The organism is Aromatoleum sp., assembly GCF_035254505.1.
Taxonomy (GTDB): domain Bacteria; phylum Pseudomonadota; class Gammaproteobacteria; order Burkholderiales; family Rhodocyclaceae; genus Aromatoleum.
In genome coordinates this window covers 1-25,594 of sequence record NZ_DATFAO010000094.1, presented here as the reverse complement: position 1 = coordinate 25,594, position 25,594 = coordinate 1, and the positions used below count along the sequence as shown (strand labels likewise).

The 25,594-nt window shown below is 70.1% G+C and carries 21 protein-coding genes and 1 pseudogene; 21 read left to right on the top strand and 1 reads right to left on the bottom strand.

The features are described from left to right. The gene (gene metW / locus VJ673_RS19980; protein ID WP_324127923.1) at nucleotides 1–591 is read left to right on the top strand and encodes a methionine biosynthesis protein MetW; all 591 of its coding nucleotides are present in this window, start codon (nucleotides 1–3) and stop codon (nucleotides 589–591) included. 67 nt (nucleotides 592–658) lie between these two features. Here metW and VJ673_RS19975 read toward each other — a convergent pair whose 3' ends face one another. After that, entirely contained in the window at nucleotides 659–976 is a 318-nt protein-coding gene (locus tag VJ673_RS19975) for a hypothetical protein (RefSeq protein ID WP_324127922.1), read from the bottom strand. A 224-nt stretch (nucleotides 977–1,200) separates the two neighbouring features. Here VJ673_RS19975 and VJ673_RS19970 point away from each other — a divergent pair, with 224 nt between their 5' ends. The 20 genes and pseudogenes from VJ673_RS19970 to VJ673_RS19875 all read left to right on the top strand — a co-directional run. Continuing rightward, the gene (locus tag VJ673_RS19970; protein ID WP_324127921.1) at nucleotides 1,201–3,885 is read left to right on the top strand and encodes an EAL domain-containing protein; all 2,685 of its coding nucleotides are present in this window, start codon (nucleotides 1,201–1,203) and stop codon (nucleotides 3,883–3,885) included. 94 nt (nucleotides 3,886–3,979) lie between these two features. Beyond that, the gene (locus VJ673_RS19965; protein WP_324127920.1) at nucleotides 3,980–5,293 is read left to right on the top strand and encodes an AmpG family muropeptide MFS transporter; all 1,314 of its coding nucleotides are present in this window, start codon (nucleotides 3,980–3,982) and stop codon (nucleotides 5,291–5,293) included. Nucleotides 5,294–5,306: 13 nt separating this feature from the next. Continuing rightward, nucleotides 5,307–6,032: a uracil-DNA glycosylase family protein gene (locus VJ673_RS19960; RefSeq protein WP_324127919.1), complete on the top strand. Its 726-nt coding sequence runs from the start codon at nucleotides 5,307–5,309 to the stop codon at nucleotides 6,030–6,032. A 284-nt stretch (nucleotides 6,033–6,316) separates the two neighbouring features. Further along, the gene (locus VJ673_RS19955) at nucleotides 6,317–6,910 is read left to right on the top strand and encodes a Pvc16 family protein (protein WP_324127918.1); all 594 of its coding nucleotides are present in this window, start codon (nucleotides 6,317–6,319) and stop codon (nucleotides 6,908–6,910) included. After that, on the top strand, nucleotides 6,907–7,668 hold the full coding sequence (locus VJ673_RS19950; RefSeq protein ID WP_324127917.1) for a hypothetical protein: 762 nt from the start codon (nucleotides 6,907–6,909) through the stop codon (nucleotides 7,666–7,668). Before VJ673_RS19955 ends, VJ673_RS19950 begins: the two co-directional genes overlap by 4 nt. A 143-nt stretch (nucleotides 7,669–7,811) precedes the next feature. Then, the gene (locus tag VJ673_RS19945; RefSeq protein WP_324127916.1) at nucleotides 7,812–9,992 is read left to right on the top strand and encodes a phage tail sheath family protein; all 2,181 of its coding nucleotides are present in this window, start codon (nucleotides 7,812–7,814) and stop codon (nucleotides 9,990–9,992) included. 16 nt (nucleotides 9,993–10,008) lie between these two features. Next, complete coding sequence (locus tag VJ673_RS19940; protein WP_324127915.1) at nucleotides 10,009–10,470, top strand: phage tail protein; 462 nt, start codon at nucleotides 10,009–10,011, stop codon at nucleotides 10,468–10,470. Nucleotides 10,471–10,475: 5 nt separating this feature from the next. Then, nucleotides 10,476–12,059, top strand: coding sequence for a hypothetical protein (locus VJ673_RS19935; RefSeq protein WP_324127914.1), 1,584 nt, complete (start codon nucleotides 10,476–10,478; stop codon nucleotides 12,057–12,059). Further along, nucleotides 12,052–12,525, top strand: coding sequence for a phage tail protein (locus tag VJ673_RS19930; protein WP_324127913.1), 474 nt, complete (start codon nucleotides 12,052–12,054; stop codon nucleotides 12,523–12,525). Before VJ673_RS19935 ends, VJ673_RS19930 begins: the two co-directional genes overlap by 8 nt. Nucleotides 12,526–12,537: 12 nt before the next feature. Continuing rightward, nucleotides 12,538–13,257: a CIS tube protein gene (locus VJ673_RS19925; protein ID WP_324127912.1), complete on the top strand. Its 720-nt coding sequence runs from the start codon at nucleotides 12,538–12,540 to the stop codon at nucleotides 13,255–13,257. Further along, nucleotides 13,257–13,421 (top strand): hypothetical protein, encoded by a 165-nt coding sequence (locus tag VJ673_RS19920; protein ID WP_324127911.1) that lies wholly within the window; start codon nucleotides 13,257–13,259, stop codon nucleotides 13,419–13,421. Before VJ673_RS19925 ends, VJ673_RS19920 begins: the two co-directional genes overlap by 1 nt. Then, nucleotides 13,408–14,460, top strand: coding sequence for a phage late control D family protein (locus VJ673_RS19915; protein WP_324127910.1), 1,053 nt, complete (start codon nucleotides 13,408–13,410; stop codon nucleotides 14,458–14,460). Before VJ673_RS19920 ends, VJ673_RS19915 begins: the two co-directional genes overlap by 14 nt. Continuing rightward, entirely contained in the window at nucleotides 14,457–15,101 is a 645-nt protein-coding gene (locus VJ673_RS19910; protein ID WP_324127909.1) for a phage baseplate assembly protein V, read from the top strand. Before VJ673_RS19915 ends, VJ673_RS19910 begins: the two co-directional genes overlap by 4 nt. Next, on the top strand, nucleotides 15,095–16,759 hold the full coding sequence (locus VJ673_RS19905; protein ID WP_324127908.1) for a hypothetical protein: 1,665 nt from the start codon (nucleotides 15,095–15,097) through the stop codon (nucleotides 16,757–16,759). The genes VJ673_RS19910 and VJ673_RS19905 overlap by 7 nt, the downstream gene beginning before the upstream one ends. Before the next feature lie 56 nt (nucleotides 16,760–16,815). After that, nucleotides 16,816–17,205, top strand: coding sequence for a GPW/gp25 family protein (locus tag VJ673_RS19900; protein WP_324127907.1), 390 nt, complete (start codon nucleotides 16,816–16,818; stop codon nucleotides 17,203–17,205). A 20-nt stretch (nucleotides 17,206–17,225) separates the two neighbouring features. Further along, a complete protein-coding gene (locus tag VJ673_RS19895) occupies nucleotides 17,226–19,442 on the top strand; it encodes a putative baseplate assembly protein (protein ID WP_324127906.1) in 2,217 nt (738 codons plus the stop codon). A gap of 10 nt (nucleotides 19,443–19,452) precedes the next feature. After that, nucleotides 19,453–21,900: a phage tail protein gene (locus tag VJ673_RS19890; protein WP_324127905.1), complete on the top strand. Its 2,448-nt coding sequence runs from the start codon at nucleotides 19,453–19,455 to the stop codon at nucleotides 21,898–21,900. Then, on the top strand, nucleotides 21,897–22,835 hold the full coding sequence (locus VJ673_RS19885) for a hypothetical protein (RefSeq protein WP_324127904.1): 939 nt from the start codon (nucleotides 21,897–21,899) through the stop codon (nucleotides 22,833–22,835). Before VJ673_RS19890 ends, VJ673_RS19885 begins: the two co-directional genes overlap by 4 nt. Nucleotides 22,836–22,844: 9 nt before the next feature. Further along, on the top strand, nucleotides 22,845–25,361 hold the full coding sequence (locus VJ673_RS19880; protein ID WP_324127903.1) for a coiled-coil domain-containing protein: 2,517 nt from the start codon (nucleotides 22,845–22,847) through the stop codon (nucleotides 25,359–25,361). Nucleotides 25,362–25,379: 18 nt separating this feature from the next. After that, a pseudogene (locus VJ673_RS19875) lies at nucleotides 25,380–25,594 on the top strand (hypothetical protein); the annotation flags it as partial.

Below are 25,594 nucleotides of genomic sequence, written 5' to 3'. Positions count from 1 at the left end.
ATGAGTGCCTACCGTTATGACTACGAAGTGATCACGCAGTGGATTTCGCCGGGCGAGAAGGTGCTCGACCTGGGCTGCGGCGACGGCAGCCTGCTGAAGCACCTGCGCGAAGTGCGTCAGGTGCAGGGCTATGGCGTGGAGAACGATCCGGACAAGCTGATCGCTTGCACGAGGAATGGCGTGAACGTGATCCAGATCGACATGGAAAAGGGCCTCGCGGGCTTCGAGGACGGCTTCTTCGATCACGTCATCATGAGCCTGTCGCTGCAGGCGATGCACAACACGCTGGGCATCCTCGCCGAGATGCTGCGCGTGGGCCGCGAGGCGGTCGTGAGCTTCCCGAACTTCGGCTACTGGCGCCACCGCCAAGCCATCCTCAATGGCCGCATGCCGGTGTCGGAGAGCCTGCCACACCAGTGGTTCAACACGCCGAACGTACGCTTCTTCACGATCTCGGACTTCGATGCACTGTGCGAGATGAACGGCATCGTCGTGCATGAGCGCCTCGCCTTCGACGGCGAGACGGTGATCGTCGACGAGCCCAACTTCCTCGCGAGCGTCGCCGTTTACCGGCTCGGCCGCGCTGCCTGACCGCCGGTCCTGCACAAAACAAAAGGCCCGCGAGACGGGCCTTTTGCGCGGCGTCGGAGAAAAGCGCTCAACCGACGACGAAGTGCGCGACGTCCACGCGCACGACCGGCCGATCGAGGGCGACTGCGGTGGCGGCGGCGAACTTCTTCGCCCATTCGCCGCCCTGGCGGAAACGGTCCTCGCCGGCGTACTTGGCGACGTTGAGGATCATATCGAGGATGAGGATCTTGCCCATCGGGTTCGACGGCGTGCATTCGAGCGTTTCGAATTCGTGCGACAGCCACGCGCGCGCGCTGTTCTTGTCGAGACCGGCCGCATCGTCCTGGTGCACCATCATCTCGTATTCACGCTCGGCACCGAATGCCACCGTGATGTGCTGGCTCATCTCCATCTCCTCAAGTTTTTTCGTTGTGTTTTGTCGGGAAGCCCGAGCGTGCATTCTCGGGCGAGCGGCGGACGCAGGCAAGTCCATACGCCTGCGTATCGCTGCAGTGCATGATTGTATGCCAAGGCGCATGGCTGTCAGAATCACCCCATTTTGGGTACCGAATTTGCTGGAAGCCGCCATGCAGGGCGCATCCGGCTCCGACTGGATGTTCCGAGCTTCCCATGTGTCATAAGAGCTTCGTTCGCGCGCTGCTGTCTCGGACCGCCGCATTCGGCGTGCTGTGCGTTACTGTCACGCTGCCTGCCTGGGCGGTGGAGACGGGCTCGCCCGAAAGCTTCTCGGTGGGCGCGGCGTTCGGCCTGCTCGCCCTCGGCGCCGGCATCGGTGCGATCGCAACTTCGCTCGCGGGGCGCCGGCGTGCGCGGCCCGACGACAATGCGGGGGAGGAGGCGCTCGCCGAAGTCGAACGCCAGAGCGCCTACTTGCACGCGATTCTGAACCAGCTGCCGCAGGGCATCAGCGTCTTCGATGAACACCTGCGGCTGCGCTACTGGAACCAGGGCCTCGCCGAGGTGCTCGATCTGCCGCCCGAGCTGCTGCGGCCCGGCGTCGGTTTCGACGAGCTCCTGATGGTGCCGGCCACGCGCGGCGAATACGGGCCGGGCGACCCGGCAGAGCTGGTGCGTGTGCGACGCGAGCTCGCGCTGCGCTTCGAACCGCATCGCTTCGAGCGGGCGCGGCCGAACGGGCGCACCCACCTCGTCGACGGCGAGCCGCTCTTGATCGGCGGCAAGGTCGCGGGCTTCATCACGACCTACACCGACATCACCGAGCGCCGCCACACCGAGGAGGCGCAGGAGCGCCAGACGCGCTTGCTGCAGACCATCATCGACAACATCCCGGGCGGTGTGTCGCTGATCGACGGCAACTTGCAGCTGATGGCCTGCAACGAGGAGCTCAAGCGCCTGCTCGACTTCCCGCCCGAGCTCTTCGCGAAGGGGCTGCCGTCGCTGGAGACGCTGTTCCGCTTCAACGCGCAACGCGGCGAATACGGCCCGGGCGACCCGGACGAGATCGTCGCGGAGCTGCTGGAGCGTGCGCACCATCCGGTTGCGCACGGTTTCGAACGTCGCCGCCGCGACGGCACGGTACTCTTCGTTCAGGGCCGGCCGCTCCCCGACGGCGGCTTCGTGACGATCTATACCGACATTTCCGCCCGTAAGCGTGACGAGGAACGGCTGCAGCTCGCGGACAAGGTGTTCGAAAACTGCCCCGAGGCGATCGTCATCACGGACTTGTCGCAGCGCATCCTGTCGGTGAACCCCGCCTATACCGCGATCACCGGCGTCGCGGCGCAGGAGGCGCGGGGCATGTTGTTCCGGCCCGAAGAGTCGGAATCGCTGGGCGGTTCGATCGCGGTGTGGAGCGTCGTCAACGCACACGGCGGGTGGCAGGGCGAGACGCGCGGCCAACGTCGCGACGGTAGTTATTACCCGCGCTCACTGACGATCACCGGCGTACGGGATCCGGCCACGCGCCAGCTGACGCACTTCATCGCGATGTTCTCGGACATCACCGAAAGGAAACGCGCCGAGGCCGACATCCAGCAGCTCGCCTACCAGGACACGCTGACCGGGCTCGCCAACCGCTTCTCGCTCAGCGCGCGCCTGCAGCAGTCGGTGGCCGACGCGCGCCGCAACGCGCAGCAGCTTGCGGTGGTCTTCCTCGACCTCGATCGCTTCAAGCACATCAACGACTCGCTCGGCCACGCGGTCGGCGACGAGCTGCTGCGCCAGGTGGCGCTGCGCCTGCGCGGGGCCGTGCGCGAGGTGGACACCGTGGCACGGCTCGGCGGCGACGAGTTCGTCGTCGTCCTGCAGAGCATCAACGGCGCGAACGACGCCGCGCACGTCGCGGCGAAGCTCCTCAAGCAGCTGTCCGCCCCCTACGTCGTGCAGGGCACGGAATTGCATACGACGCCGTCGATCGGGATCAGCCTCTTCCCCGACGACAGCAGCTGTCCGGACGCGCTGATGCGCAACGCCGATACCGCGATGTATCACGCGAAGGCCGCGGGACGGGCGCGCTTCCAGTTCTACACTGAGGAGATGAACCAAGCCGCGACCGAGCGCCTGGATCTCGAACGCAAGCTCCGCGGTGCGCTCAAGCGCGGCGAGTTCGAGCTGTGGTACCAACCGCAGTTCGCGTCCGCGGATGGGCGGCTCACCGGGATGGAGGCGCTGATCCGCTGGCGCCACGGCGACGACGGCCTGATCCCGCCGGTGCGCTTCATTCCGATCGCCGAGGAGACCGGCATCATCCTCGACATCGGCAACTGGGTGCTCGGCGAAGCCTGCCGTCAGGCGCGGCGCTGGCGCGACGAGGGCCTGCCGCCGCTGCGGATGTCGGTGAACCTGTCGGTGCGCCAGCTGCGCGACGCGACCATCGTCGATATGGTGAAGAGTGCGCTCGCGGACTCGGGACTGGACCCGTCGCAGCTCGAGCTCGAGATCACCGAAAGCTCGGTGATGGAGCGCCCGGGCGAGGCGATCGCGCTGCTGCAGCACCTGAAGGATCTCGGCCTGCAGCTCGCGATCGACGACTTCGGCACCGGCCACTCGTCGCTCTCCTACCTGAAGCTCTTCCCGCTCGACCACCTGAAGATCGACCGCTCCTTCGTGTCCGACATCGAACACGACGCCAACGACGCGATGATCGTTGCCGCGGCGGTGTCGCTCGCGCACAACCTCGGGCTGACGGTGATCGCCGAGGGCGTCGAGACACCGGTGCAGATCGAGCGCCTGCGCGAACTGGGCTGCGACGAGCTGCAAGGCTACCACTTCAGCAAGCCGCTGCCGGTCGCCGAGGCGGGCGCTTACATTCGCGAGCATTCGACGCTGGTTTGACGCCCCCGATCGCACCCGCCGATCTGGGATAATGCAGCCTGACGTCCCGCCCCGAATGCCCTGCCGGGTCCCTCTCGTGCCCCTCGTGCCTCCCGTGTCCCGATCGCCCTCCGCCTCCCATTCCCGCCGTCCCGCCTGGCTCGCCGCCCTGCTCAACCGCCGCATGCTGGTGTGCATCTTCACCGGTTTCTCGTCCGGCCTGCCGCTCTACCTGCTGCTGAACCTCGTGCCCGCGTGGCTCAAGACCGAAGGGCTGTCGCTGAAGGCGATCGGCGCCTTCGCGCTGATCCAGTTCCCCTACACCTGGAAATTCGTCTGGGCGCCGCTGCTCGACCGCTTCGGACTGCTGACGTGGCTCGGACGCCGCCGCAGCTGGATGCTGGTGTCGCAGCTGGGGCTCGTCGCCTCGATCGCGTGGCTCGGCCAGCTCTCGCCGACCGAGAACCTGACGCTCGTGATCGGCATCACGGCGGTGCTCGCCTTCCTGTCGGCGACGCAGGACATCGCGCTCGACGCTTTCCGCCGCGAGATCCTGCCGGACGTCGAGCTCGGGCTCGGCAACGCGATCCACGTGAACGCCTACCGCATCGCGGGCCTCGTGCCGGGTTCACTGTCGCTGATCCTGGCCGACCGCCTGCCGTGGAGCATCGTCTTCATCGTCACGGCCCTCTTCATGCTGCCCGGCGTCGCGATGACGCTGCTGTCGAAGGAGCCGGCCGCGGCACGAGGCGCCCCACGCACCTTGCGCGACGCGGTGGTCGAGCCCTTCCACGAGTTCTTCACGCGCCACGGCCTGCGCACCGCGCTGCTGGTGCTCGGCTTCATCTTTCTCTACAAGCTCGGCGATTCGCTGTGTACGGCGCTCGCGACGCCCTTCTACCTCGACATGGGTTTCACGAAGACCGAGATCGGGCTGATTGCGAAGAATGCCGGGCTGTGGCCGGCGGTGATCGGGGGCATCCTCGGCGGCATCTGGATGGTGAAGCTCGGGATCAACCGCGCGCTGTGGCTCTTCGGCGTCGTGCAGATCGCAAGCATCCTCGGTTTCGTGTGGCTCGCATGGCTCGGAGCGGCGCCTTCGGACGGCGCGCGGCTCGCCGCGCTCGCGATCGTGATCGCGTCCGAAGCGGTCGGCGTGGGCCTCGGCACGACGGCCTTCGTCGCCTACATGGCGCGCACGACGCACCCCTCCTATACAGCGACCCAGCTCGCGCTCTTCACGAGCCTGATGGCGATGCCGCGCACCTTCATCAACGCTTCGGCGGGCTGGCTGGTCGAGCGCATGGGCTGGTACGACTTCTTCTGGCTGTGCTTCTTCCTCGCGATTCCGGGGATGCTGCTGCTCGTCAAGGTCGCGCCGTGGAACGGCGAACCGAAGGCGGTCGCGGGCGCGCCGGAACGCGCCTGACGGATTCTTCCTCATGCCCCGACACGCCTCCGCCCCCCTCGTCGCGGCCGCCCATGAGCTCGCCCGCAGCGTCGATGCGATGCGCTTCTCGTCGCCGGTGAGCCACGTCTACAATCCGCTCGACTACGCTTGGGACATTCACGAGCAATACCTGCGCCGCTATGGCATGGGCAGGAAGCGGGTGATTTTCGTCGGCATGAACCCCGGCCCCTTCGGCATGGTGCAGACCGGCGTGCCCTTCGGCGAGGTCGACGCGGTGCGCGACTGGCTGGGGCTCTCGGGAGCGGTCGGCACGCCCCGAGTCGAGAACCCCAAGCGCCCCATCGAGGGCTTTGCCTGCCCGCGCTCGGAGGTGAGCGGCCGGCGGTTGTGGGGGCTCTTCCGCGAGCGCTTCGGCAGCGCTGAGGCTTTCTTCGCCGAACACTTCGTCGTGAACTACTGCCCGCTCGCGTTCTTCGACGGCGGCCGCAACGTCACGCCCGACAAGCTGCTCGCCGCCGAAGCGGGACCGCTCCTCGCCGCCTGCGACGAGCATCTGCGCCGCGTCGCCGCCACACTCGAGCCCGAATGGGCAGTCGGCGTCGGCGCCTGGGCCGAAAGCCGGGCGACCGTCGCGCTCGCCGGCCGGAAAGTGAAGATCGGCCGCGTGCTGCATCCGAGCCCCGCGAGCCCGGCGGCGAACCGCGGCTGGTCGGAGGCGGCGACGCGCCAGCTCACGGAACTCGGCGTCTGGAAGTGACATCGGCCGGGTGCCGCCCTATCAATCCGCTTGTCATCGCACGCGCCGCACCGCCACATTTCGTGTAACACAATAACCTGCCATCAAACACGTATTTCGCGTACCAATTGTGCCGTATGTCCCTCCGTGCGCAAGGGTAAATAGCAAAACTCTGTTGCATCTCGAAGTTTGCCGACGCGTTTCGGCTGTGACATTTTGATAACCCGATAGCAATAAAACCCGCCCTTCATAGGGCCGCTATCGGATCGTCGCAACGCTGTCTCATGCATCAGGGGAGGGGAACGGTGGCGTCGCATCTCGGCATACTCGCGGTTCTGCAGGCCCTGCGCGAACGCCTGTCGATTCGCATGGCGGCGCGCCTCGGGGGCAATCCGCAGGTCGAGATCCTCGGCTCGCAGTCGCTGAGCGGCACGCCGCAGCCGAACACCGACACGCTCGGCCTCTACCTGCACCGCATCTCGGTCGATCCCTTCAGCCGCAATCGCCACCTGCCGCCGAGCGAAGGCCGCCGCGCGCCGCGCCCGGAGCTGCCGGTGAACCTCCATTTGCTGCTCGTCGCGTGGTGCACGCATACCGAACAGGAGATCGGCTACCTGTCGACGGCGATCCAGATCATCGGCGGCGGGCTGACGCTGGGCAGCGCCGACGTGAGCCTCGCCGATCCCGCGTGGGGCCACGAGGACGTCGTGCAGGTGATGCCCGAGGAGATGAGCACGGAGGACCTGATGCGGCTGTGGGACAGCCTGCCGGGCGACTACCGGCTCTCGGCGCCCTATCTGGTCAAGACCGTGCGGCTGGGGCCGGACGTCGAGGCGGACGAAGGGCCGCCGGTGCGCACATTGGTGTATCCGATGGACGGCCGGGGAGGACGGGCGTGATCGTCGAGACCCTGGTCCTGCATGCGAGCGACTTCATCGAATGGCTCGATGCGAGCGGCCCGCTGGGGATCGCGCGGCGCAGCGTGGACGCGCAGTCGCTCGAGGTCCGCCTGTCGCAGGCGCCCGCGGACCTGAAGCTGATCCACAAGCCGGCCGGCACGGCGCTGTGGCGGCGCGAGCCGCAGGAGTTGCTACGGGCGGTCGATGGCGAGGCGAATGCGGACGATCTCGTGCCGCCGGTCGAACCGCTGTACCCGGTCCAGGGCGAGGTGCGCGACCCGGCAGGGGTGTTCCTGCCGCGGCGCTTCGCGTTCAACGCCGGACGGCGCGCCGGGCATCGCCTACGGCTTTTCCGCTCGGCGCTCGGCACGCGCTTCGGCAAGGCCGGCGGCCTTCACGGCCGCACGACGCTCGACGACGGCACGCCGGTGCCCTGGGCGCTGCTGGAGCTGCGCGTGACGCCGCCGCTGGCCGATCCAATCGACTTCGTCGCGCTGAGCGACGCGCACGGCGAGTTCCGGCTGTCGCTCGAACGCCTGCCGGCGTTGACCAAGGATGCGCCGGCGGACAGCTACCCGGGCGTACTGAAGCTCAGGGCGGCGACCGACGGCGGCGACCCGGACATGCTGCCCGCCGTCAGCGTGCGGACGACGGGCGGCGCGCCGTTCAAGGCCCAGCTCACGGTCGGAGTGGCGCCCGGCCGCGTCGCGACGCTGACGAGCCCGGGGCGCGACGCGGTGGTGCTGAAATTTGCCTGAGGCGAGGCCTCGGGCGGTAAGGACTAGAACAGACCTGCCGGACGAGCGGGCGGGAAACACGGTAGTCAGCAAGACGGCAAGCGGCGCGCAGCTGCGCGTCATTCGCAGGTTGTGAGACGAGCAAGGCCCCGGAGGAGAACGACATGCCCGAGTATCTAGCACCTGGCGTCTTCGTGGAGGAGACGAGTTTCCGCAGCAAGTCCATCGAAGGCGTGGGCACCAGCGTCGCAGCGCTGGTCGGCCCGACGCGGACCGGCCCCTTGCGCGGAGTGCCCGAGGTGCTGACGAGCTATGCGGACTTCGAGCGCATCTTCGGCGACGCGGCCGATCTCGCGATCGGCGAGGGCGGCACGGGCGTGCTCAACCACTCGGCGCACGCCGCGCGCGCCTTCTTCGACAACGGCGGCAAGCAGCTTTTCGTCGCGCGCGTGATCGCCGGCGTGAATGCCGCGGGGCCCGGCGAGGACGGCATGTGGCCGAATGCGGCCTTTGCCGAGGACGCCGGCAAGACCGTCAAGTTCTTCAGCCGATTCCCCGGCAAGATGGGCGAATACACGCTGGAGCTGCGCTGGCGCGACAGCGAGAACCTGCTGCGGACGACGAATCCCGCGAGCGCGACGGGCGACGCCCTGTTCTTCGTCGAGGCCGAGGGCGTGCCGCTCTCCGCAAAGGTCACGGGCGGCATCGCCGACGCGGCCTTCCCCGTGAACATCAAGGCGGTCGTCAAGCTCGACGGCACCAACCTCGCGATCCAGGGCAATCGCACCGAGATCGTGTCGATGGCCGACCCCGCCAATCCGGCACCGGTCGCCGCGACCGAGCTCACGGCACTGAACCCGGCGCAGTTGCCGGCGGGGACGAAGTTCACGCGCATCTTCGCGAAAGCGCCCGCTTCCGGCGCGCTCGCCGACGGCACTTCGGCCGAGCTGCAGCTCGCCGACGTCACCGATCTGTCGGCCTACACCAGCGGCGTGGGCTGGGGCGACCTGCGGGTGCTGCGCGGCACGCTGGACGCGACCGGCGAAGTCTTCACGGTGACCGGCGACACGACGCTGAACCCGGGCGTCGCGAACCCGATCACGCTGCCGCTCGCGGCGCTCGCGGCCAAGCCCGGAGCGGCGCGCGCGATCATCGTGCTCCGCAGCTTCGACCTCGACGTGCGCAACGGCGGCGTGAAAGGCGAACTGATCTACACCTACGGCGGGCTGTCGACGGCGCCGACCGGCGCCGCGAGCCTCGCCGCGCGGCTGCCCGTCGCGCCGGACCGCCGCGCCGAGGCGCTGATGTCGCCGATCGCCTGCGTCGTCGCCGACGATGCGACCGGCGACGAAATCCAGAGCGCGCTGATCGCGCTGTGCGACGCCGCGGCGCTGAACCCCGGCGCCGCCTCGCTCGACGAGCCACGCTACCTGATCGCGCTGTCGGGCGCCGCCGACGGCACCGAGCCCCTGGCGATCGACTACGCCGGCGAGACCGACGAGATCAAGGGCAGCACGGGCCTCAAGGCGCTCGAAGGCGTCGAGGACGTGTCGATCGTCATGACGCCGGCCGCGGCGGAGGCCGACGAGGACGTGCATACCGGCGTCGTGCTGGAGGTGCAGAAGCATTGCCGGCGCATGCGCTACCGCGTGGGCATCGTCGATTCGCGCTTCGGCCAGAGCATCGGTGAGGTGCGCGCCTTCGCCGGACAGTTCGACGACTCGCGCCTCGCGTTCTACCACCCGTGGGTCGTGATTCCGGACCCGACCGGCGTACGGCGCGACATCGCGGTACCGCCTGCGGGCTTCATCGCCGGCGTCTACGCCCGCACGGACGTCGACCGCGGCGTGCACAAGGCGCCGGCGAACGAGATCGTGATGGGGGCGCTGCGCTTCGAGCAGCAGATCAACGCCTTCCAGCAGGAGCTCCTCAACCCGAACGGCATCAACTGCCTGCGCTCCTTCGTCGGGCGCGGCCATCGCGTGTGGGGCGGGCGCACGCTTTCGAGCGATCCCGAGTGGAAGTACGTGAACGTGCGGCGCTACTTCCTGTATCTGGAGCGCTCGATCGAGAAATCGACGCAGTGGGCGGTGTTCGAGCCGAACGGCGAGGCGCTGTGGGCCAACATCCGCACGAGCGTCGAGGACTTCCTCTTCACCGAATGGCGCAACGGGCGGCTCCTCGGCGGCACGCCGAAGGAGGCCTACTTCGTGCGCTGCGACCGCTCGACGATGACGCAGAACGACATCGACAACGGGCGCATGGTCTGCCTCGTCGGCGTCGCGGCGCTGAAGCCCGCCGAGTTCGTGATCTTCCGCATCGGCCAGAAGACCGCCGACGCCTGACCCCAATGAGGAGTGAATGATGGCCATCTTTCGCGAAACCCCGTATTCGGCATTCAACTTCCTCGTCGATCTCGAACCCGGACAGGGCAGCGAGGTGCGGGCGGGCTTCTCCGAGGTGTCGGGGCTCAACGCCGAGATCACGGTCGCCGAGTACCGCGCCGGCAACGATCGCACGAACTACGTGCGCAAAGTCCCGGGCATCCACAAGGCGGGCGACGTGACCCTGAAGCGCGGCGTGATCGGCGCGCAGAACCTCTATGAATGGCTGGAAAAGGGCCGCACCGGAAAGATTTCGGAGGCCAAGCGCGACATCGTCGTGAAGCTGCAGTCGGAAGATCGCGCCGACGTCGTCGTGAGCTGGAAATTGCGTGGCGCGATGCCGATCAAATGGACAGGGCCGACGCTAACCGCAAAGGGCGGCGGCGACGTCGCGATCGAAGAACTCGTCTTGTCCGTCGAGACGATCGAACAGGAGTGATTCCCGTGGTTATCGCCGACAAGCGCATCGAGCTGGACGCCCGCCCGGCGCCGGGACGGCTCGCGCCAGTCGAGGTCGTGATGATCGGCCACTGCCCGTCCATCGACGGCAGCGCCGAGTGGAAGCGCCTCGCGCGCGATGCCGCGGTGCTCGCGGAGATCGCCGCGCTGGGCTTCACCGCCGAGGTCACGCGGCTGCGCGTGCTCGACGAGGGCATGAGCGAAGCCGAACCGGGCGACGGCGCCTTGCAGGCGCTCTACCGCCTGCCGATCCCGATCCGCTCGCTCGGCTATTTCCAGTCCCTGTTCCCGGAGGCTTTCGACACCGACGGCGCGTATCGCAGCGCGCTGGCGGGCCGCGCCGCGTGGCTGCCGACAGCGGTGCAGGACTTCTTCGAGGGGAGCGACGCCGGCGAACGCGACACGCGCACGCTGTGGATCATCCGCGTGCCGGAGACCGACGGCGTGCGCGCCTTCCTGCCGCGCTCGGACGCCAACCTGCTCGAACCCTCGAAGCTCGAGGCCTTCGAACGCGCGCTGCTGATCGAGCGCGCCGGCATCATCGCGCTGCCCGACCTCGAACGGCTGCTGGTGCCGTCGGCGCTGCCGGACGTGCCGCGGGTGCGGCTGCCGAACGCCGAGGCGATCTTCCTGCCCTGCGGCATCGAGATCGACGACAGCCACCGCGAACGTCGCCGCTCCAACGAAATGCCCGCCATCGGCGAGACCTTCGCGCCGATCGACATCGTCGCGCCGATCGCACGCACGCTCGCGCGCCTACGGCCCGACATGCAATGCCTACTCGCGCTGCCGCTGGCGATGCGTCCGCGCGACGAAGTGCCCGCGCCTTCGCCCGAATTCCTCACGCAGATCACGAAGCTCACGAGCAAGGTCGGCAGCGACGACGAGGGCGGCGACGCCGAAAAGCTGCGCCACCTGCAGTTCGTGTGGCCCTACCTGCGCGGCCCCGAGCATCCGCTCGGCTCGCCCTGCGGGCTGGTGGCGGGCGCACAGGCGCGTGTCGCGCAGCGTTACGGCACCTGGCGCTCGATCGCGGGACGCCCGCTACCCGGCTCGCTACTGCCCTGGCCGCCGGTCACGCAGCAGCAGGCCACCGCGCTGCGCGAAGTGCCCGGCATCACGGTGATGGTGCTGCACGCCGGCAAGCTGCAGGTCGACGACGAGGCGATGTGCGTGCCCTGCCTGCCGCTGTCGGCGCTGCGCCGGATGAGCCCGGAAGACCGCGCGCAGGAACACTGGCGTTCAGCCGAGGTGATGCGTTTCATGGGATGGTTGCGGCGCGAGCTGCACACGATCGGCGACCAGCTCGTGTTCGACATCGATCCGCAGGACCCGCGCGTCGAAATCGCACTGCGCTCCTTCTTCGACCGCCTGCACGACGCGGGCGCGCTGCGGGGCGCCCGTCCCGACGAGGCCTACCGCATCCGCCAGTTGCCGCAGACCGATTCGACGCTCGCGTTCGAGATCGAGATCGCGCCCGCCTATCCGATCGACAAGCTGCGCATCACCTTCCTGCACGACCGCCACGCGGCGACGGCCGACACCCGCATCGAGGCGATCGATGGCTGAACACGCCGACACGCCGCGCGAGTTCATTCCCTTTCGCTTCCGCGTCGCGCTGTACGACGGCCAGGGCGGAGGCCTGCTGTGCCGCGGGGCGTTCAGTGAGGTGTCGGGGCTGGAAGCCAACATGGCGCCGAAGGCGCTGAAGGAAGGCGGGCGCAATTGGGGCGAGGTGCAGCTCGCCGGCCCGACGACCTTCCCGCCGATCATCCTCAAGCGCGGCATCACGGAGGTCGCGGACCTGTGGAACTGGTTCGACATGAGCACGCGCCAGGCGAACTACGCGCTGCGCATGAGCGGCACGATCGACGTCTTCCACCCCGAGAAGCCCGACCAGCCGCTGCTGCGCTGGCGCATCACGAACGCGATCCCGACCAAGTTCAAGGGGCCGGACCTCTCGGCGACCGCGAACCAGGTCGCGATCGAGGAGTTGCAGCTTGCGCACGAAGGCCTGGAACTGGAACGCCCCTGAGGAGATGCGCAGATGCCCGCCATGCAGATCGCCCGCGCCAAGCTGATCCCGATGAACGGCGACCAGGTCGAGACCGACGAGTCGAAGCACATCGACGTGCAGTTCAACCCGGCGACGCTGCGCGTGACGCTGTCGAACACGTTGAAGGCCGACAACAAGAGCGGCAGCGGAGGCAGCGGCGCGGCGGCGCAATTCGTCGACAAGAGCGAGTCGACGCTCGCGGTCGAGCTCGTGTTCGATACCAGCATCGCGGCCCAGCTCGGCTCGGACACGCGCGCGAACCGCGAGACGGTGGTGGCGAATACCGACGTGCGCACACTCACGAAGCGCATCGCCGAAGCCTTCATGAAGCCGCAGGACGCCGACTCCGACCGGCCGAAGGCGCCCCAGCGCTGCCGCTTCCAGTGGGGCAGCTTCCAGTTCACGGGGATGCTGTCGAGCTACTCGGAGACGCTCGATTTCTTCGCGCCCGAAGGCATTCCGCTGCGCGCGACGCTCGCGCTGACTTTCAAGGAAGACCGCTACCAGTTCGCGCTCGACCCCTCGGTGCAGGCGGCCGAACGCGCGCGGCCGACTTTCGCCCCCGGCGGCGACGGCCAGGACGCCGCGAGCGCCGCGCAGGCCGCCGGCAAGGACCCGCGCGACTGGCGCAGCGTCGCCGACCTCAACCGCCTCGACAACCCGCGCTTCACGCCCTTCGCCGGCGTGATGATTTCCCTCGGAGGCCGCTGATGCCGATCGTGATCGACGAACTCGTCGCCGAAGTCCGGCCCGATCCCGAGCCCGCAAGCAGCGCCGGCGCCGAACCGCTGCCGCCGGAGGGCAAGGCCGCCGAGGCGCTGCGCGATGCGCTTGCCGTGACGCGCGAACGGGAGGCGCGACTTGCCATCGACTAGTCCGGCGCTCGTCAGCGTCCGCCCGCGGCTGCGCATCGACGGCGCCGACCGGGCCTCGCTCGGGGTCGCGGCGAGCGCGTTGTCGGTGCATCTGCCCGCGAACGGCATGGCGAGCGCGGAGCTGCGGGTGATCAACTGGCATCCGGCCGAAGGCGGCGGCCAGCCCGACTTCGCCTTCCAGGACCTGCGTCTGGGCAGCCGGTTGGAGATCCTGCTCGGCGAGAGCGCCGACCACGCGGTCTTCGCCGGCGACATCACCGCCTTCGAGGAGCGCTACGGCGATGGCGCGCCGCAATTGGTGATCCTCGCCGAGGACGCGCTGCACAAGCTCGCGCGGGCGCGGGCGAGCCGCGTCTTCGAGAACAAGGGGCTCGCCGACGTCGTGCGCGAGATCGCCGGCGACGCCGGCCTGCAGGCCGACGCCAACATCGACGCCGGCACGGCCGACTGGCTGCAGCACAACGAAAGCCACCTCGCCTTCCTGCTGCGCGTGCTGGGTCCGCATGACATTCCGCTACGCATCCAGGACGGGCGGCTGCGCGCGCGCCCCGAGGAGGCCGACGCGAACCCGATGCGGCTCGATGCGGGCGCGAATGCGCAGCGCGTGCGCATCGTCACGGACCTCAACCGCCAGCCGCGCGAAGTGCTCGCCGACGGCTACAACCTCGGAGCCGATTCGGGCGCGAACGGCAGCAATTCCTCGCTCGCGCCTGCACCGGCCGGCCGCAGCGCCGCGGCGACGCTCGCCGAGCTCGGCTGGGAAGGCCGCTCGCCGCGCCCGCATCCCTTCGCGCGCTCGCAGGCCGAGGCCGAATCGCTCGCGACCGGCGCCTTCCGCCGCGACGCGCGGCGCTTCCTGCACGGCGAGATCGTGTGCACCGGCACGCCGGAGCTGACCTGCGGGCGCGAAGTCGAGCTCGCGGGCGTGTCGCCACGGCTCGCCGGCCGCTATCGCATCGCGGACTGCTGGCACCACTTCGACAACGCACAGGGGCTGTCGACGCGGCTGCGCGTCGAACGGCCGGAGTGGAATCCGTGAGCGGCAACCGCCACAGCCCCGGCCTGCTGCAGGAACTGCACCTCGGCGTGGTGCTCGACAACGCCGATCCGAACAATCGCGGTCGGGTGAAGCTGCGCCTGCATGCGACGGCACTCGAAACCTGGGCCTCCGTGATGGTGCCGAGCGCGGGCAGCGGCTACGGCGTGAGCCTGCTGCCGCGCATCGGCGAGCAGGTCGTCGTCGCCTTCGTCGCGCCCGACCTGCCGATCGTGCTCGGCGCGGTATGGAGCGGCGGCGACAGCCAGCCCGGGGATGCGCGCCCGGTCGACGAGCGCTACTTCATGCAAAGCCCCGCGGGCATCAAGGTGCTGCTCGACGACCAGGAGCCGAAGGTGAAGATCGAGACGCCTGCCGGCAATCACCTGACGATCACCGATCAGGGCGGCGGCAAGATCACGATCGAGGAAGGGGGCGAGAAGGTCGAGATGTCGCCCGGCAGCATCAAGATCACGACCGCCGGCGAGGTGAAGATCGAGGCGGCGCAGGTCACGGTGTCGGCCGGGATGGTCAAGGTCGATGCCGGCCTGAGCAAGTTTTCCGGGGTCGTGCAGTGCGACACGCTGATCAGCAATGCTGTCGTGTCGGCGAGCTATACGCCGGGAGCGGGGAACATATGGTGACGCCGATCGCGCCGGTCCTCGAGAACGGCCGCGCGAGGCCGATGCTGCACGTGGTGCCGCCGCCCGCCGCGCCCAAGGCTCACCGCCCGCGCCTCGTCGCGCCCTTCTTCGCCGCAGACGGCGACGGCGCGACGCTGCATCGCTACTTCGACGAGGATTTCGTCGCGCGCTTCCTCAACGACGCCCACGCCGGGCGGCTCGCGGGCACGGCCGCGCAGGACTGGTTTCGCGCCGACCGCTTCGGCCGCTTCCGCGACGAGCCGACGCTGCGCCTGCCGATGCATCGCAGCTTCTACATGCTGTGCTGCGAGGTCCAGTGCGCGGCCCCGGGCGCGCCGGCCTTCGATCCGAAGAAGGTGCTGTCGGCCGGGCTCGTCGTGCGCCGCGTGCCCGCCGACGGCACGCCGCAGCGCTGGATGATCGCGGACGGGCAGCCGCTCGGCTGGCGCGACGGCGAGATCCCCGAGCACGACCCCGATGAGGTGCGCCGTCTCGTCGCGCGCCGCCTGCTGCCGCCACGCTTCCCCGAGCCGCCCTACTCCGGGGAGGAGATCGCGCCGCTGCGACCGCTGCTCGTGCGCCGCCGCGACGCGCTCGGGATCGAGCGCAATCACACGCTGCTGTGGGGCTACCTGCCGCTGGGCGGAAGTGCGCGCGAAGTCGCGAGCGGGCCGCTGCCGCAGGCGAACGGCACCGAGGTGCCGGATTTCGGTCTCGAACACGCGTGGCCGCTCGGCAGCCGCGGCGCGAAGGCGTGGGGCGAGGCGGACGGCCTCATCGTCGCCGACGGCGTCGCGACGGCGGGCCTCGTCGAGCTGCTGCAGACGCTGGTGGCGCAGTTCCGCATCGACGACGCCAACGACGGCGACAACGCCGGCCTCCGCAATCTGCTCGGCGCGCTGCGCTTTCACACGCTGGAATGGCGCGTCGTCGACGACAAGCTGTTGCCGCAGCTCGTGCAGGTCGATGGCGAGATCGTGCTCGAATGGATCGAGCGCAGCGCGCCCGCGCTCGTGGAACTCTTCGCACGCATCGTGCGCCGCGAAGCCGTGGCCGGCGCCGTCGCGTTGCCGGACGGACGCGGCGGAACGCGCACCGATCGACTCTTCATTACGGAACAGCAGGCAGCGGACCTGCGCAGCCTCGTCGCGCTGCGCACCGGCCGCGCGCAGGTGCGCTTCGACGACGGCCTGCCCCTGCCACGCTACGGCCAGACCGACGGCGACCGCTTCGTCGCCGTGCCCTTCGTGCGCTGGGAGGACGAGTGCGGCTGCGAACAGGTCGCGTGGGGACCGGCGAGCCGCGTGTTCCGCGTCGCCTCGCCCTTCGACCCGGAGGCACAGCGGCCGACGACCGTCGTGCTGCCTTCGCTCGACGACTTCAAGCGCGGGCTGCCGCGCGGCGTCGCAATGCTTGCGCCGAAGTCGCTCGCGGATGTCTTGCGCAAGATCAGCCCGGGCATCGACATGAAGGGCGACGGTCCTGGCAACCGCTCGGGCGCGTGCTGGAGCTTCAGCTTCAGCCTGCCGGCGATCACGCTGTGCGCGATGCTGATGCTGATGGTCGTGATCAACATGCTGAACCTGTTTCTCGGCTGGCTGCCGTGGGTCTTTCTGGCCCTGCCGCGGCTGTGCCTGAAGGCGCTGAAGGGGAAGTGAAGGGCAGGCAACACCGACAACAGAGCGAGTGAGACAAGAGAGGAGGCCCATAACAAATGCTGACTCCGGAATCCCGGTTGATGAGCTTCCCGCTGCTGCCCGGCCTCGACGAGACCGGGCGCCCCGCATGGCGACGCGGCAACGCCAGCGTGCGCGAGGTGATGCTGAACATCCTGCTGACCCGCCCCGGCGAGCGCCTGATGCGCCCCGAGTTCGGCGCCGGCATCCGCAACTTCATCCACCACCCGAACAACGAGACGACGCGCGCGCTGATCGCCGACGCCGCGCTGCGCGCGCTGACGCGCTGGGAGCCGCGCGTCGCGATCGACGAAGTACGCGTCCAGGCCGATCCGCAGCGCCTGTCGCATGTGAACCTGTCGGTGCGCTACCGGCTGCTCGCCGACGGGCGGCCGGACATGCTCGAACTGGCGCTCAATCTGGGCTGAACGACGACGGAACCGAATCCATGGCGCTTCCCAAACCGCTTTTTGGTCCGCTCTTGGGACAATTCCCGGTCCCGGACCTCGACGACCGCCGCTTCGACGAGCTCGTCATCGAGCTGCAGGCCCGCCTCGCGCGCCACGTGCCGGAGATGGCGCCGCTGTCGCCGGGCGACCCGGTACATGCGCTGGTCGACCTCTTCGCGTGGCTCACCGAGACCGTCATCTACCGCGCGAACCAGATCCCGGACCGCCAGCGGCTCGCCTTCCTGAACCTCTTGCAGATCCCGCTGCGACCTGCGCGGCCGGCGAGCGGCATCGTCAGCATCGACGCGACGGGCCGCGCGCTGCCGCCGCTGCTCGCGACCGAATCGGCGCTGAAGGCGGGCACGACGAGCTTCTCGACGGTCGGCGAAGTCCAGCCGACACCGCTCGCGCTGCGCATCGTCGTCAAGCGCACGCTCGACGAGGCGGCGCTTGCGGCCGAAGGCATCAGCCTCGACCAATTGCGCGCGCAGTACGGCGTCGAGCCCGCGGCCTTCCGGCCGGTGACGCTAGTGCCCGCTCACGACGCGCTGACCGCGGCGGGCACGCGCGACGGCGCCTTCCACCTCGCGGTGTGCCTCGCGAAACCCGCCTTCGTCGCGCAGGCCGAACTCGTGCGGCGCGAACTCGCGGGCATCGTGCTGAACGTCGGCTTAGCGCCTTTGACCGAACTCGAAGGCCTGCTTGCGACGGGACTCCGCCCGAGAAAGCTCGACTGGGAACTCGCGTGGTGGCCCGATCCCGACACGGCACCCGAGCGGGTCCAGTACCTGCCGCTCGAAGTCGTGAGCGACAGCTCGGCGGGCGGGCGCAAGACCGGCGTCGCGCGCCTGCGCCTGCCGCGCAACGCCGACATGCTGCGCGCGACGGCTGCACTCGACCCGCAGTTCGCCGGCCTCGGCGAGACGCCACCGGAAGCGCCCGCCGATCTGCGCCCCGGCCAGCTCCTCTTCTGGCTGCGCGTGTCCTGCACCGACGAGCCGAACCTGACGCTCGGCTACCTCGGCGTGAATGCCGTCGACGTGATCGGTCAGGGCCTTGCGCGCGACATCGTGCTCGGCGCGGGCACGGGCCGGCCGGACCAGCGCTTCGAGCTGCCGCATGCCGACGTCGATGCGGCGAGCGTCGAGGTCGATGTCGAGCATCTGCAGCGGTTCCGGCCCTGGACCCGGGTCGCGCATTTCGCGGGCGCGGGGCCCGACGACACGGTCTTCGTCGTCGATGCGGCGGATGGCAGTGTACGCTTCGGCGACGGCATCCGCGGCAAGCGTCCGCCGGCGAACGCGCGCATCCGCGCGGCCTTCTACCGCCACGGCGGCGGCGCAAACGGCAACCTGCCGGCCGGCAGCATCAAGGAGATCCACGGCGGCAGCGACCGCCTCGCGCTGCGTCATGAATGGCCGACGCGCGGCGGCGTGGATGCCGAGACGCTGGATGAGGCCGAGCGCCGCATCCCGGCCTTCCTCTCCCACCGCGACCGTGCCGTCACCGCGGAGGACTTCGGTGTGCTCGCGCGCGACAACCCGATCACCCCGGTCGCACGCGCCGAGGCGGTCGCGGGCTTCTTCCCCGGCGCGAGCCTGAAGGCGGTGCGCCGCAGCGTGCCGGGCGTGGTCAGCGTGTTCGTGATGCCGCCGGCCCCGCAGGCGCTGGCCGCCGCGCCGCGGCCGAACGCGGGCCTGCTCGCCGACGTGCACGACTACCTCTCCGCGCGCTGCATGCTCGGCACCGAACTCTACGTGCTGTCGCCGCAGTTCGTGCCGGTGGCGGTCGCGGTGTCGCTCGAAGTCGTCGATCCGGCAACCGAGCAGCAGGTCCATGCCGAGGTCGAGCGGGCGCTGCTGCGCTACCTGTGGGCGCTGCCGCCGGGCGGTCCACGCGCCACCGGCTGGCCGCGCGGCAAGGCGGTCGAGATCAACGAGCTGCGCACCCAGGCGGGCCGCGTCGAAGGGGTCGAGGCGGTCAATGCGCTGCGCCTTTTCTATCAGGACCAGAACCAGGACCCGCCCGTCTGGCTGGAGCTCACCGAGTCGCAGGCGCTGCCGCTGCTGGATTTCCAGCTGCCGGAGCTGATGGCGGTCGCGATCCGGCCGGGCGAGGACCGCCCCGCGCCGCCGCGCGGCTTCGGGCCCGGCACCCCGCCGCCCGACGAGGGTTCGCGCGCGGTGCCGGTGCCGGTGATTCCGGATCTGTGTTGAGCGCCGCTCGATGAACAGCAACGGCACACGTTTCCTGCTTCTCGACGGCGCGGCGGACTTCCGCAACGCGAGCCGGCAATGCAGCTGGGACACCGAGCAGCGCGCCTTCACGCTGACGCGCCAGGACGCGCCGCGCATGCCGCATCTCGCGCCGGCGCGGGCTCGCGAGCTGCTGGCGGCGGCGACGCCCTGCGTGCTCGACGACCACGGCCAGATCGGACGTCTCTCCGACGACGGCACGCGCTTCGAATGCACGCTGTCGTGGCCGCCGACGGCTTGGCAGCCCGTGCTCGCGGCGCTCGACGACGCCGAGACCGGGGCGCCGGACCTCGAAGCGCTGGTGCTCGACCCGGTCGATGCGCCCGCCGGCCGCTTCACCGACCTCGCGCTCGGCGGCAGCGGCCTCGTCGCGCTGCCGTGGAGCGACGGCGGCACGGAAAACGGGCTTACGGCCGTGCATCTGCGCCGCCGCTGGCAGACCCACTGCGCGCTCCCCTTCGCCCCGCGCCGCGCTTGCGTCGAAGCGACGACAGGAGCAGACCGTGTCTGGCTCCTCGGCGCGACGCGGCTCGGTCTCGGGGTCGGCGCCCCGCTGCCGCAGCCCTACGTCGGCCGGCCCGAGCGCTTCGAGCCGCTGCAGGCGAACCCCGACCCGCTGCGCCTGCTGTGGGACGTGGACCTCCCCGACCACCGCGGCCTGCTCGGCCTCGCCGCCGACGACGAGCGTCTCTACGTGCTGACCGAGCACCCGGACGGCACGGACGCGGCCCCCTTGATGCAGGTCTTCACCCGCCCGCTCGCCGCCGGCCCGACCGAAGCCTTCCGCATCCATCGCCTGCCCGCCGGCCTGCCGCTCGCGACCGACATCGCGGGAATCGGCGGCGGCCGCTTCCTGCTGCTCGTGCCCTTCGAGGAAGGCGACGCACGCGGCAAGCTGCGCGACTGTCCGCTCTTCGTCCTCCCCGAATCCGAAGAGGACACGACGGCCGACCTCGTCCCCGAACGCTGGCCGCGCCGTTCCGAAGCCACCGCTTTTTCCTCTGAACGCTCCGCCGGCATCCGCTTCGTCCGCCACCGCGACGGCCACCCGCGCACGCTGACCGAAGACGGCCCGATCCGCCTCTACCGCCTCGCGCAGGCCCGCTTTGCGCCGTCCGGCACCGTCACGCTGTCCGAGATCCTCGACTCGGCGATGCCCGACACGCTGTGGGACCGCCTCTACCTCGACGCCTGCATCCCGCCGGGCTGCCGCATCGACCTTGCCGTGCAGACGGGCGACGACCGCGAGCACCTGCCCCCGGAATGGATCACGCAGCCGCAGCCGGTGCGGACGCCGCACGCCTCCGAGCTCGCCTTCGCCCCCGGCCGCGCGCCGCAGGACGACAGCCACGCAGGTCTGTACGAGTTGCTGGTCCAGCGCAACAACGGCGCCGTACGCGAGGTGCGCGGGCGCTACCTGCGCCTGCGCATCACGATGCACGGCGACGGCCGCCACAGCCCGGCGCTCTTCGCGCTGCGTGCCTACTACCCGCGCTTCTCGTGGCAGACGCACTACCTGCCGGACCACTTCCAGCAGCAGGAGCGTCCGCTGCCGCTCGAAGGCGCGGAAGCCACGCCCGCCAACGGGGCGGATCTGCGCGAACGCCTGCTCGCGAGCTTCGAAGGCCTGCTGACGCCGCTCGAAGACCGCATCGCCGCCTCCGAAATCCTGCTCGACCCCGCCGCGACCCCCGCCGGGCGCCTGCCCTGGCTCGCCGGCCTGCTCGGCACGACGCTGCCTCGCCACTGGCCCGAGCCGCGCCGCCGCCGCTGGCTCGCGTCTCAAGGCGAGATGCAGCAGGCGCACGGCAGCTACCGCGGGCTGCTGCTGGCGCTCGACATCCTCACCGATGGCGCCGTCGCGCGCGGCGCGGTGATCCCGGTCGAGCACTTCCGGCTGCGCCGCACGATGGCGACCATCCTCGGCGTCGACATGGACGACCGCGACCATCCGCTGACGCTCGGCACCGGCCTCTCCGGCAATAGCATCGTCGGCGACAGCCTGATCCTGTCGGACGACCAGGCGCGCGAATTCCTCGCCCTCTTCGCGCCCGAAGTGGCCGAAACGCGCGGCGAGGCGGCGGTCGTCGAGCGCTTCTTCGACGAGGCTTCGCGACGTATGACGGTGATCCTGCACGGACCGGCGAAGCGCCTCGAAGCCGTCGTGCGCGACGCGCTGCCCGCCCTCGTGCCCGCGACCGTGCAATGGGCGATCCGCACCAGCGACCACCCCTTCGTGCTGGGCCTGTCGCCGCTGCTGGGCATCGACACCTGGCTCGAAACCCCGCCGCCTCCGGGGCGCATCGTGCTCGACCGCACGCGCCTCGGCCGCGGCGACCTGCTGCACAACCCGGTCGCGCTCGACCCCGAGCACGCCGCGCCGATCGACACGACCGCCAGTGAAGGAGACAGGGCATGAGCGAGCCCGACGACAACTGCGACGCAAGCCTCGCCGGCGACGGCCGTTTCGAGGAAGCGCTGAAGCGCGTGAGCTACGAACCCGGCATGCTGCTGGGGCTGGAGGCGACGCGCGCCGAACAGGACTACCACCGCCGCCGCGCGACGCGCCACGGCTACTGGTTGCACGGCGCGGGCACGGTCGCGGGGCTGCGCGTGAGCCTGCGCGCGGAGGATCCCGGCAACGACACCGACGAAGTGCGCGTGCGCCTCGTCGTGAGCCCCGGCGTCGGCGTCGATGGCCTCGGGCGCGAGATCAGCGTCTCCGAACCCTACTGCGTCGATTTCGGCGCCTGGCTCACCGCGCAGCACGAGGACGAGGAGCTGTGGGGCGCGCTGATCCGCGACGGCTACGCGGAACCCGACAACCTGCTGTGGTTGAAGGTCACGATGCGCTACCAGGACTGCGCGAGCGGGCTGCAGCCGGTGCTCGCGACCGAGGTCAATGCCGGCACCGACCCGGTCCAGCCCTCGCGCGTCGCCGACTGCGTGCTGTTCGAACTCGTCGCCGAACGCCCCGAGGACGCGCCCGCCGAAGAACACCTCTTCGCCGCCCACGCCCGGATCAAATCCTACGACGAGATCGAAACCAAGCTCGGCGAACGCGAACGCGCCCAGGTCGAAGCCGCCGCCGGCGCCGCCCGCAACCAGCTCGAACTCGGCGCCCGCCTGCTGCACTCGCTCGGCGACGACAACCAGTCGCTGGTCGCCCGCCAGGCCTTCCTGACCGACCCGGCCCAGCTCGCCCGCACGCTGCTCGCACGCATCGCCGTGCGCCTCACGCCGCCCGCGCCCGACCCCGGCCTCGTCGTCAATCCGCGCCGCATCGAGGTCGACAACCTCGTGCGCCCCTTCCTCTTCAACGCCGCCGCGCTCGCTCGGCTGATCCGCGCGTAAGGAGCCGCCATGGCCAACATCCGCTTCACCCCGCTCCGGATCGGCACGACGAACGCGGCCGGCGAACGCATCTCCAGCATCGACCCGCTGCTGTCGCGCACGAACTACTTCGACGGCCAGCTGCTGAAGGCCTCCGACCTCAACCGCGACCAGATCTACCTCGACGAACGTCTGCTCGAACTGGGCCAGGTCTTCGGCGCCGGCATCGTGCGCGGGCTCGACATCACCCTGCAATCCGGCCACCTCCTGGAAGTCTCGCCCGGCATCGCGATCGCGCCCTCGGGCCGCGTGCTGCAGCTCAACAACCAGCCGCTGTCGATCAACCTGCTCAACAGCGGCCTGATCGCGACGCTCAACGACGGCCGCTTCCGCAGCTATGCGCGTGGCCTCTACGCGCTGGCGCTGACCCACGCCCAGGTCGTTGACGGCGTCGCCGAAGCTTTCCCGAAGGATCTCGCCGCGCCGCGCGTCCCCCACATCGCCGCGTGGGCGGAAGGCGTCGAGCTGCGCCTGATGCCGCTGCCTTTGCCGCTGCCGCGCCAGGACGAGATCGCGGTCCGCGCGACCCTCGCCCGCGAGCTGCTGTCGGGCGGCGAACGCCTCGCGCTGCCCTCCGACGACGCCGTGCCGTTGTGCCTCATCGCCGTCGAGCGCGGCCGCATCCTGTGGCTCGATCGCGGTCTGCTGCGCCGCCCACAGCGCACGCTGAACACGCCGAACGCGATCCAGCAGGATCTCGCGGCCCACTACCAGGAGCTGATGCTGACCGTGCTCGCCGCCCGCCAGAGCGCGGGCCTCCGGGGTGCCTTCGCCGCGAGCCAGTACTTCCGCGTGCTGCCCCCCTGGGGGCCGATCCCGCAGGATTGCGTTGACCCGGTCGGCGGCCGCCAGCAGTTCTTCCCCAAGGACTACGAGGTCGCCATCGCACCCGTGCGCCGCAGCGAGCTCGAAGCGGTGCTCGCCGACTCCGCCCACCTCGCGCCGATCGACCTCGAACGCGACGCCGACTGCGACATCATGGTGCTGGTGCCGATGAGCGACACCGCCTTCGCGCTGCGCGCCCGCCAGCTCGAAGCGCCCGCCGAGGTCGTGCCCCGTGGACTCGGACGCCTCGCGCGCCTCGACCGCCTCGCGTTGCGCATCCTGCCGCAGCCGCCGATCCACCGCATCGACACCGACGCCGACGTCTGGCGCGCGATCTGGGCGGACGCGAATCCCGCCGAGCTGATGTACGTGCGCCGCCCGCCGCGCACCGCCGAGACCGCCGTCAGCGCCGTCGTGCTCGCGCTCGGCATGACGCTACCGCCGCCGGGCGCGGCGCTGCCGCCCGACGCCGCGCTGCTGGAAGAACAGCTCGACGCCGCGCTGGAAGACGTCGACGCCGCCGAAGAGGCGCGCGGCGCGCTGGAGGCCGAGATCGCGCGTCTGAAAGTCCGCATCGCCGAGCTCGAAAAGGCCGTCGCGGCCGGCGGCGGCGACCAGCGCCTGACCGACGCGCTCGCCGAGATCGAACGCCTCAAGCTCGCCCTCGCCGCGGCGCAGAAGGAAATCGAGACCCTGAAGTCCGACGACCGCAACGCCGCGGTCCTCGCCAACGCGCTGGAAGCCGCCAGCGACCGCATCGACGCGCTGAAGGCCGAACTCGACGCCGCGCGTGCCGAGATCGAGCGCCTGAAGACCGCCGCGTCCCCGGTCGACGAGACGCTGAAGCAGCGCATCGAGGAGCTCGCCGCGGCCCTCGACGCCGAGCGCGCAAAATCCGCCGTGCTGGAGCAGGAAGGCGCGACGCTCGCCGCCCAGCTCGACGCGGCCCGACGACGCGTCGCCGAGCTCGAAGCCGAACTCAAGGACGCGCTCGCGAAGCTCGAAGCGGCCGGCGGCACCGACGCCGACCTGCAGGCCGCGCGCGAGGAGATCGCGAAACTCAAGGCCGAGCTCGACGCAACGCGGGCCAGCCTTGAAACCACCCGCGCCGAACTCGCCGACACCCGCGCAAAACTCGACGCGAGCCTCGCCCGCGAAGCCGCGGCCCTCGCGCGTGTGGCCGAACTGCAAGACGCGCTCGCCCAGGCGAACAACGAGATCGCGACCCTGCGCGCCCGCGTCGCGGAGCTCGAAACTCAGCTCGCGAACGCCAACGCCGCGATCGAGAAGCTCAAGATCGAGGCCGCGCAGTCGAGCGACCTCGCGATCGAGCTCACGCTGGAGCGCCTCGCTCGCGCCCGCGGCGCGGACGATGCCGGCCTGAAGGCCGCCCGGGGCGCCGACTCGGTGATCGGCGGCAACGAGCCGGCGCGCATCGCCGCCGTGCAGATCGTCGGGCTCGCCGACCGCCGCCTCGACCCCGCGTTGTGGCCCAGCACGCTCGCGATCGCCCGCGCGGACCTCGTCGGCTTCGAGAAAATCCGCGACCGCCTCTTCGACGCCGCCGGCAACATCGACCTGCCGAAATTCTTCCTCGAAGAAGGGCAGAACTTCGGGCTGTCCGGCACGCATCTGGATCTGTGGAAACAGCTCGCGGGCTGACGAACCAGGGAGCACATCATGGCCACCCCGTCCTTCCTCTCGCCGAGCTTGCTGGCCGCACTCGCGCTGCGGCCGGCGCTGACGCTGCTGCCGCGCATACCGCTCGACATCCGGCTGCACGAACCCGAAAAGCGCCCCGACGACCCGCGCCGCCTCAACCTCTTCCCGGGCCGCGCGCTCGGCGAGCGCGAGTTCGAGCGCCTGCAGGCCTACGTCGACGACCGCGTCGCGCC